The 10,000-nt window shown below is 46.0% G+C and carries 8 protein-coding genes; 6 read left to right on the plus strand and 2 right to left on the minus strand.

All coding sequences use genetic code 11. The features are described from left to right. The 6 genes from LDL40_RS12905 to LDL40_RS12930 form a co-directional block, all read left to right on the plus strand. A partial coding sequence (locus LDL40_RS12905; RefSeq protein ID WP_300995787.1) for an NAD-glutamate dehydrogenase occupies positions 1-4,040 on the plus strand: 4,040 nt, incomplete at its 5' end. A gap of 162 nt (positions 4,041-4,202) precedes the next feature. Continuing rightward, complete coding sequence (gene pyrD, locus LDL40_RS12910) at positions 4,203-5,216, plus strand: quinone-dependent dihydroorotate dehydrogenase (RefSeq protein WP_300995788.1); 1,014 nt, start codon at positions 4,203-4,205, stop codon at positions 5,214-5,216. A 233-nt stretch (positions 5,217-5,449) separates the two neighbouring features. Next, the gene (locus LDL40_RS12915) at positions 5,450-5,968 is read left to right on the plus strand and encodes a cell division protein ZapC domain-containing protein (protein ID WP_300995789.1); all 519 of its coding nucleotides are present in this window, start codon (positions 5,450-5,452) and stop codon (positions 5,966-5,968) included. Positions 5,969-6,086: 118 nt separating this feature from the next. After that, positions 6,087-7,265 carry a 1-acyl-sn-glycerol-3-phosphate acyltransferase gene (locus LDL40_RS12920; RefSeq protein WP_300995790.1) on the plus strand — a complete coding sequence of 393 codons (1,179 nt, stop codon included), beginning with the start codon at positions 6,087-6,089 and terminating at the stop codon, positions 7,263-7,265. Then, entirely contained in the window at positions 7,243-7,503 is a 261-nt protein-coding gene (locus LDL40_RS12925) for a DUF2960 domain-containing protein (protein WP_300995791.1), read from the plus strand. The genes LDL40_RS12920 and LDL40_RS12925 overlap by 23 nt, the downstream gene beginning before the upstream one ends. 163 nt (positions 7,504-7,666) lie before the next feature. Continuing rightward, complete coding sequence (locus tag LDL40_RS12930) at positions 7,667-8,830, plus strand: acyltransferase (RefSeq protein WP_300995792.1); 1,164 nt, start codon at positions 7,667-7,669, stop codon at positions 8,828-8,830. Positions 8,831-8,906: 76 nt separating this feature from the next. On the opposite strand, the gene LDL40_RS12935 is transcribed toward LDL40_RS12930, so the two are convergent. Then, complete coding sequence (locus tag LDL40_RS12935) at positions 8,907-9,338, minus strand: DUF192 domain-containing protein (protein ID WP_300995793.1); 432 nt, start codon at positions 9,336-9,338, stop codon at positions 8,907-8,909. Positions 9,339-9,435: 97 nt separating this feature from the next. Further along, a partial coding sequence (locus tag LDL40_RS12940) for an alanine dehydrogenase (RefSeq protein ID WP_367304325.1) occupies positions 9,436-10,000 on the minus strand: 565 nt, incomplete at its 5' end.

The following is a 10,000-nucleotide window of genomic DNA, read 5'->3' on the forward strand; positions in this document are numbered from 1 at the left end:
GCGATTTAATGTTATCTGATTTACCAGAGCAGGCCCGTAAACAGGCTTTGAGTTCCTCTTTGCTGATCCTGACCAAAACCAACAATAAGTCCCGCGTACATCGTCCTGCCTATATCGACTATGTTGGAATTAAACGTTTTGACGACAAAGGCCAGGTGATTGGGGAAGACCGTTTTATTGGTTTGTATTCTTCGTCCTTGTATAACAACAGTGCTGCAGATATTCCATTGCTGAAAAACAAGCTGGCCAAGGTCATGGCCAAGTCTGGTTTTGCTCACGGCACTCATGCTTATAAAGCCTTATTAAATATTCTCGAAACTTATCCACGTGATGAGCTTATCCAGGCGACGACGGATGAGCTACTGGACGTATCTACAGGCGTACTACAAATGCAGGAACGTGATATGACACGCCTGTTCGTGCGCAAAGACGCCTTTGGTCGGTTTGTGTCAGCTATGGTGTATGTACCGCGTGAGCGTTACAACACTCAACTGCGTAAAGACACGCAACAGATCCTGGCTCAATCGCTGGGCAGTACTGAAGCTGTGGAATTTACCACTTACTTCTCTGAGTCTGTGTTAGCGCGTACCCATTATTTCGTTCGGATCAACGATAACAATATCGAGTTTAATGTGAAAGAAATTGAACGCAATTTAGTAGAAGCAGCCCGGACCTGGGAAGATAAGCTGGAAACAGCTCTAGTTGGCCATTATGGTGAAGCCCGTGGTCGTGAGCTGGCCCGTAAATATTTGACGGCTTTTCCTTCGTCTTATAAAGACGAGATGCTGCCAAACGATGCTTTAGTTGATATAGAGAAAATTGAATCTCTGAATGACGAACATCGTCTGGATATGCTGTTTTATCGTCCACAGGAAGAACGCAACGACAGCAAAGCTGTGCGTTTGAACCTGTTCCATAAAGATCACCCAATCCACTTATCGGATGTATTACCAATACTGGAAAATTTCGGTTTACGTGTGATAGGTGAAACTCCTTATGCTGTGCGCTGCCCTGATGGTTCTGTCAGCTGGATTTTAAATTTCGCGATGGAAGTCAATGGCGCTATGCCTACAGACTTCGAGCAAGCTCAGTTGTCTTTCCAGGACTCTTTTGCCAAAGTATGGAAAGGCGAGTTGGAAGACGATGGCTTCAACCGTCTGATTTTAGGGGCAGGCTTAACAGGTCGTGAAGCCTCGTTATTACGTGCTTATGCCAAATACAAACGTCAGATCGGCGGTACTTTCAGCCAGTCTTACGTCGAAAATGCGTTTGCCCGTTATCCAAAACTGGCGCATTTGTTAGTTCAGCTGTTTAACACCAAATTTGATCCACAAAATACAGGTGACACCGCTGCTATCGAAGCTATTGAAAAACAATTAAATGAGCAACTGGACAACGTGGCCAATCTGGATGATGACCGCATTATCCGTCGTTTTGTGGCTATGATGTCAGCAACCTTGCGCACTAACTACTTCCAGCCCAATGCGCAGGGCCAACAGAAGAGCTATATCTCCTTCAAAGTGAAGTCGTCTTTAGTACCTGATATGCCGTTGCCAGTGCCAGCCTTCGAGATTTTCGTGTACTCACCACGGGTGGAAGGTGTGCATTTACGCGGCGGTAAAGTAGCTCGAGGCGGTCTGCGTTGGTCCGACCGTCGTGAAGACTTCCGTACTGAAGTTTTAGGTCTGGTCAAAGCCCAGCAAGTAAAAAACACTGTGATAGTACCAGTAGGTGCCAAAGGCGGTTTTGTTTGTAAAAAATTACCAGAAACCGGTGGTCGCGAGGCTTATTTAAACGAAGGTAAGGAATGTTACCGTACCTTTATCCGTGGTCTGTTAGACATCACAGATAACATAGTACAGGGCCAAATCGTTCCGCCTAAATCTGTCGTGCGTTTGGATGAAGATGACCCGTATTTAGTCGTAGCAGCTGACAAAGGCACTGCAACTTTCTCCGATATAGCCAACGCTATTTCTGCTGAATACAACCACTGGTTAGGTGATGCGTTTGCATCTGGAGGTTCCAACGGTTACGACCACAAAGGTATGGGTATTACAGCCCGTGGTGGTTGGGAATCTGTGAAGCGTCACTTCCGTGAAGTGGGCATCGATTGTCAGACCACGGATTTCACTTGTGTCGGTATAGGTGATATGGCGGGTGACGTCTTTGGTAACGGTATGTTGTTATCCAAACATATTCGACTGCAGGTTGCATTTAACCACATGCATATTTTTGTTGACCCTAATCCAGATGCAGCCAAAACTTTTGTTGAGCGTGAGCGGATGTTTAATCTGCCAACTTCGACCTGGGAAGACTTTGATAAATCATTGATCTCAGAAGGTGGCGGCATTTTCCTGCGCAGTGCGAAATCGATCAAACTGACGCCACAAATGCAGCAGATGCTGGGTACTACAGCAAGTAGTCTGACACCAAACGAATTTATTCGTGCAGCGCTGATGATGGAAGTGGACCTGATCTGGAACGGTGGTATCGGAACTTACGTTAAAGCGACAGATGAAACTCATGCTGAAGTTGGCGACCGGGGTTCAGAAGCATTACGTGTCAATGGGAAAGACGTCAAAGCCAAAATCATAGGCGAGGGTGGTAACTTAGGTACCACGCAACGTGGTCGTATTGAATACGCGGCTAATGGTGGCCGTATCAACACTGACTTTATCGATAACGTCGGTGGTGTAGACTGTTCAGATAACGAAGTTAACATTAAGATCCTGCTCAATGCTCTGGTCGCCAGCGGTGATATGACGCTGAAACAACGTAATGAGCTGTTAGCCGCCATGACCAGTGATGTTGCAGATATCGTCATTAACGACTGTTACCGTCAGACGCAGAGCATTTCAGTATCTTCAGTGCTTGGCGCTGAACAGATGAAAGAATACACACGCTTTATCCATGCTCTGGAGAAAGACGGTAAATTAAACCGTGAACTGGAGTTCTTACCTTCTGATGATGCCTTAGCTGAACGCACTGTGAAAGGTCAGGGGTTAACCCGTCCTGAACTGGCTATTCTGACCGCTTACGGCAAGATGGTGATGAAAGAGTGGCTGGTGTTACCTGAAATTTATGAAAACAGCTATTTCAAACGTCATTTGTTTACTGCTTTCCCTAAAGTTCTGCAGCAAAACTATGCCAAAGAGATGGAAACGCACCCGTTAAAAGCAGAGATCATCGCCACTAAACTGGCGAATCTGATGGTCAACGATATGGGCGCCAACTTTGCGCAGCGCATGATGGAAGAGACAGGTTCGTCCATAGCTGAAGTGGCAGTATGTTACACCATAGCCCGCGATTTGTTTGACGTTGAAGCTGTATGGAACAAACTGGAAGAATTGGATAACGTGATTCCGGCAGCATTGCAGATCAAGTTGTTCCATCAGTTGCGTCGCACTATGCGTCGCACGACACGCTGGTTCTTGCGCCATCGCAACAAAGCGCTGGATATTCAGCAAACGATAGATTTCTTCAAACCGGCTTTTGTTGAAATCAGCAATAACCTGCAAAAACTACTGGCATCGGCTGAAGCTGAACAATTGGCAGCCAACGAGCAAGCCTTTATTGAGCAAGGTGTGCCGGCGGACGTAGCTCGTTATTTAGCTCAGTTAAGTACCTGCTTCTCTGTGATGGATATTGCCCAGGTGGCAGATGCAGAGAAAAATGGCCTGCTGCTGACCGCGGAAATTTACTTCAAACTGGGCGATCGTTTAGATCTGCACTGGTTCCTGGAGCAAATTACGCAGCAACCAGTGGCTAACCATTGGCAGGCTCTGGCTCGTGCTTCTTACCGCGAAGAGCTGGACTGGCAACAACGCGCGCTGTCGGCTGTGGTCGTTCGTGGTTGTGGTGGAGCTTGTGATGCAGAAGCCGTGATTGGCAGCTGGATCACAGAACATGAACCTGTACTGGCGCGCTGGCGTCAAATGCTGGCAGAGTTCAAAACCACCAAGAGCCATGAATTTGCCAAATTCTCGGTGGCTTTGCGTGAGTTGATGTTACTCAGCCATCACTGTGACCCTGTGAAATAATTCGGGTTCCAGCTAGAATACACCGGCTCTTTTTAGAGCCGGTGCTTTTTTGTGCTCTGCTATTTTGCAGAGCACCCCTAGGGCCAGCGAAAGCTGATAAAAATCGTTACGGACGATTTTTGTAGAGAGTTTCTAACTATTAATTATTAAAAGCAGGTTGTTATGTTTTATTCACTGGCGCGTTCTTTAATGTTTTGTACAGATGCGGAGTTTTCTCATCATCTTGCTCTTGGCAGCTTAAAGCATTTAAAAAATACCCCTGCAGCGTTACTGTGGCGTCAGGATTTACCAAAAAAACCAGTGACAGTGGCGGGTATTCATTTTGATAACCCTGTAGGTCTGGCCGCGGGTTTGGATAAAAACGCAGATTGCATTGACGCTTTTGGTCAAATGGGTTTTGGTTTTATTGAGGTAGGCACAGTGACACCAAGGCCTCAGGCGGGGAACGATAAACCACGTTTGTTTCGTTTACCACAAGCCAACGCCATTATTAACCGCATGGGTTTTAATAACAAAGGCGTGGATTACCTGATTGAAAACGTCAAAAAATCAACCTATAAAGGTGTACTTGGCATTAACATCGGCAAAAATAAAGACACGCCAAACGAGCAAGGCAAAGACGACTACATCGAATGTATGCGTAAAGTGTATGCGCATGCCAGTTACATCGCAGTGAACATTTCATCACCAAACACGCCGGGTTTAAGGGATCTGCAATTTGGTGATGCCTTGTTTGATCTGCTGCAGGCGGTGAAAAACGAGCAGTTGGATCTGCAAGCCCAACAAGATAAATATGTGCCGGTTTTCGTTAAAATTGCGCCTGACATGGACGAAGTCGCGGTGCAGCAAGTGGCTGAAACTTTGCTGCGTAGCAAAATGGATGGCGTTATTGCCACCAACACCACACTAGATAAAAGTTCGGTGCAACACCTGAAATATGGCAATGAAATGGGCGGCTTAAGCGGTTTGCCGGTGCAGCAAAAAAGCACTGAAATTATCCGGCAGTTCCGTGCAGCTTTAGGTCCAAAAATGCCTATTATTGGGGTGGGCGGCATAGATTCTGCTAACGCCGCACAAGAGAAAATCGACGCAGGCGCTAATCTGGTTCAGGTCTATTCCAACTTTATTTATAAAGGCCCAAGTTTGATCAAAGAGATCGTTGAAGGCCTGAAATAATCTTTATGCCTGAGTAACTCGGAGTTGTTAAGAGGCGACAAGCCGCTGAGCCCTGTGAGCTTAGTACACCTAAGTGACTGGGCGAAAAGGCGAAGTCAACAAAGCTGCAGCTTCAGGTACGACGGACATATGCCGATCAATTTTGGATCCCAGATACTTAGTCCAAAATAATCTTTAACAGGGCTTATAAACAGGTGTAGAAAGGCAACATCTTGAATTCACAAGGATTGAGTATGTTGTCATTGTGCCCTGACTGGTGCTGGCAGTATTGCTATGAGCAAGACCGTTTGCTGTTGCAGTTGTCGGTCAGCCACCATATTCAAACAGCGTTTAGTGCAAAAGAGCTGAACTTTAAGCCTGTGCAGCAAAGTCTGTGTATGGAGCAGGCGCAATTGCTGATGGACTTTGCTGAAGCTTTGGAAGGACAACTGCCGGACGGCGACCTGCTGCCTGTAGCTGTTCAGGCTGTTGCAGCCTTAAGTTTTGTTAAATCGCCAGCGCAAAAAAGTCACTTATTTAATTTCTCCAGTATAGAAACACGCACTGACCTAATGACGATCGCTAAACTGGATGCAGTGAACCGGGCTAAGGTGTTGTTGGTCGCTAAAGCTGAGCCTATGGTCGATTGTCTGCTGTTGGAGCCTATGGAATTGTTAAATGGCAAACAACTAGCGGTCGGTCAGTTGGTTCGGGTACAGCAAAATCGCCTGATGCCAGTACAATTTGCACGACTGTATGCGTTGACCGCCTGATTTAGCTAAAAGCGCTTAATAATTCGACAACCGCCAAGTGATCGGGCCAGATTAGTCTGGTGATCCTTAAGACAACAGGTAGAATAGGGCACATTTTTCACGCTGGGGTTTAAAAGCTGTGCCAAATCAAACGGATCCTTTTCAGGATATTCGCCCTTATTTTGACCATGAAGTACCAGAAGCGATTTGTCGCCTGTTGGACGACGCCGATTTTTTGCATGCAATTTTAAATTACCGACTGGCCGCTTGGCCAAAAACTATCCGTTATTTGTTTACCCCTGTATTGCGTTGGTTATTGGCACGCAAAGCCAAAGGTTTGCGTTCCGTGTCTGATGTACAGCATATGGTGGCAGATTTTTTACAACAAAGTCTGCAAAAGAGCTCGGCCGGAGTCAGCGTTAGTGGGCTTGAGCATTTAGACCCAAAGCAATCCTATTTGTTTGTATCTAATCACCGTGACATAGCCATGGATCCGGCACTGGTGAATTGGTGTTTGCATCAAAAAGGCATGGACACTGTCCGTATTGCTATTGGTGATAATCTGCTAAAGATGCCTTGCGCTACTGAGCTGATGAAGCTCAATAAGAGTTTTATAGTCAAAAGGTCCATTAAGGCGCCCCGTGAAATGCTCAAAGCTCTGGGTCAGCTATCGGCATATATCAAAGATTCGCTGGAAACGGGTCATTCGATCTGGATAGCACAAAAAGAAGGCCGGGCTAAAGATGGTTTGGATCAAACCGACGAAGCCATTTTAAAAATGTTTTATATCGAAGGAAAAAAACGCGGCCTGGACTTTGCGACTTATATGCAGTCCTTACATATCGTGCCTGTTTGTTTATCTTATGAATTTGATCCGCTAGACCAGGCCAAAGCCAACGAGCTGTATCAGCTTGCCTGTACTGGAGAATATAAAAAATCGGAGATGGAAGATATCCAAAGCATAGTGCAGGGTATTGTGGGGCAAAAAGGCCGGGTGCATGTGCATTTTGGTGAAGCTATTCAAGCCTGTTGTCAGGATCCTGCTGCTTTAGCTGCAGAAGTAGATCGGCAAATTTGGGCGGGGTACCGTTTATATCCAGTTAATTATTTAGCTGCAGGGATGGATATTGAGCTGGAACCGGGTGAAGAAGGTTTATGGTATCAAACTAAAATGGCCTCTTTACCTGAAGAACTGCGTCCTTATGTGCAGCAAATGTATGCGGCACCAGCACTGAAACAGCAGCAGACTTTAGCCCAGCAAGAACTTCAGGCTAGTCAGCATAAGGAGCCGGAAGATGGCACGGCATATCAGTTATAAGTACAAAGGTGAGTGGAAAAAGATCCCCTTCAGCTACGACAAATATGCCGATAGCTTTGAAGCGGTGGCAGCAGCAGAAGGTATAGATCTAACAGCATTTCGTAAAATGGAGCAGCAGGTAGCCATGACCGCCAAGGGCAAAGGCGCACTCAAGGACTATCGCAAAAACGCCTTTATCCAAATGGGTTTTAGCGAAATTCTGCTGCTGCGGGATGATCAGGAACCATTTAATCTCTGAGTATTCGTCTGTTATTCGTGTTTGTTGTAGGTCGGCTTTTATCAGCTGGCATGTCATGGTTGTTATTTAGCGAAAGCAACCAGACTAATCCACATTGCTGTCAAACAATTAGCCACTAAAGATCAACGGCCTTTTATCATCCGCTCAAGGAACAAGCAATAACATGGATAGTTCTGTTTCTGATAAAAATCGCCTTGATGGCCTGGACACACTGCGTGCCATCGCCATTATCATAGTGCTTATCTATCACTACAAAGTAGTTGTCAGCCGTGAAAATCTGTTTGGTTTTATCAGTTCAGTGGGCTGGACAGGGGTTGATCTGTTTTTTGTATTGAGTGGCTATTTGATTGGTAACCAGATCTTGTTGGCCTTTTCCAAAGGGCAGGATTTTTCACTCAAGCTGTTTTACATTCGCCGTTTTCTGCGCACTCTGCCTAATTATTATTTTGTGCTCGCGCTTTATTTCATTTTTCCAGTGGCGCTCGGCGGCACTGCGACTGCACCGCTCTGGTCATTTTTAACTTTTACCCAAAATCTGGGATTAGGTCCGGGAGAAACTTTTACTCACTCCTGGTCGCTCTGTATTGAAGAACAGTTTTATTTAATCTTTCCCGTTATTGCATTACTCATCGCGTATAGCCGACGTTCTATTGGCCTCGCCTGGACAGCTATTGTAGGCGCTATGTTGCTGGCTATGTTTCTGCGTGGATTTAATTGGTATGCACATAGCGAAGAGAACATCTCCGCTCGATCTTTTATGGAATATATTTATTATTCGAGCTTTACCCGCTTTGATGAATTACTGCCCGGAGTGGCCATAGCTTTATTGAAAAACTTTCATCCCACTGTTTATGCTGCACTATTACGCAGAGGTAATCTGCTATTGCTCGCCGGACTGGCAAGTGTGGGATTGATGTTTTATGTATTTCAGAACTATGAATACATCAGAGGCTATGGCCGTACATTCCAGGTGGTGACTTTTGGTTATTCATTTCTGGCCATCAGCTTTGCTATTCTTGTGCTCGCAGCCCTGAGCCCTAACTCCTGGCTGAACCGCATACGAATTCCTGGTGCCACATACATCGCACTTTGGTCCTATGCGATTTATTTGATCCACAAACCCTTATTTCAGGTTCTGAAAGCGCCACTCACAGAATATGGCATTGATATTAATGGTGGTTTGGGTGTGACAATTATTATGACGGTGAGTATTTTTTGTGGCTGGGCACTCTACTTTTTTGTAGAAACTCCCTTTATGAAATTGCGGGAGCGGTTTTATCCGTCCGCTACCGTAACTTCTTCCTCTGCGTATCCACAAAAAGCTTAATACCAGAAGGCAGCTTTTTTGTGCTGCCGATCTGCCTTAAGTTGAGCCTTTACCTTGTGATCAAAGTACTGAGACGTTAATCGCACTTTATTCCACAGCGAACAATTTTAGTACCAGCCTCAAGACCCTGAGCTTTAAACCAGCCTTGCGGCATTTCCAGAGCACCTATTACTGGCCCTTGTGATGCTTTTCCTGTTTCGTCAAAAGGTATCAGTTGCTGAACAAGTTCTATGGTCCAATCTGCTTTGATATAGGCAATATCCAATGGCACTTTAGTGTTGCGCATCCAAAACGACAACACACGAGCTTCGTCGTACAGAAACAACATGCCATTTTCTGCGCTGTCGCGATACATCAGGCCACGGGCACGTTGCTCTGGTGTCAGGGCCAATTCTGTTTGAAATTTAACGTGACCTACTTTGATCCATTCTTTTTCGAACTGGATGTCTTCAACAGCGGCGACAGAAAAACTTAACGCAAAAAAAGCTGATAACAGATAGTTCATCATAAGAACCCCTGGAGAATGAAACAGAAAGACTAACGGAAATTGCGGCAAATAAAAAGGGCGGCCCTAAGGCCGCCCAGATCATGGGGTGCTGTGTAAGTTAGACTGCAGCTAGCACTTGTTTAGGTTCAACAAATGGCAGGTTTAACGCGTCTGCGACGTGTTTGTTCACGACATGACCGTTGATCACGTTTAAGCCATTTAACAGGTGCGCATCGTCCAGCAGTGCCTGTTTGTAGCCTTTGTTGGCTAAGCGGATGATAAACGGCAGAGTGGCGTTGTTCAGTGCAAAAGTAGAAGTCAGTGGCACTGCACCTGGCATGTTGGCCACACAGTAATGCACTACGTCATCCACAATATAAGTTGGTTCAGCGTGCGTAGTGGCTTTAGAGGTTTCTACGCAACCGCCCTGGTCAATCGCCACGTCAACAATGGCTGAACCTGGTTTCATACGTTTGATATGATCGGCCGTCACCAGCTTTGGAGCTGCCGCACCAGGGATTAATACGCCACCAATGACTAAGTCAGCAGATAACACATGTTTTTCCAGTGCATCTACAGTGGAGTACACAGTTTTCACTGCGCCATTGAACTGAGCATCGATACGACGTAAGACGTCTACGCTGCGGTCCAGAACTACTACGTCAGCACCCATACCTACAGCC

The sequence above is a fragment of the Rheinheimera sp. genome (assembly GCF_020217005.1).
Classification (GTDB): Bacteria; Pseudomonadota; Gammaproteobacteria; order Enterobacterales; family Alteromonadaceae; genus Pararheinheimera.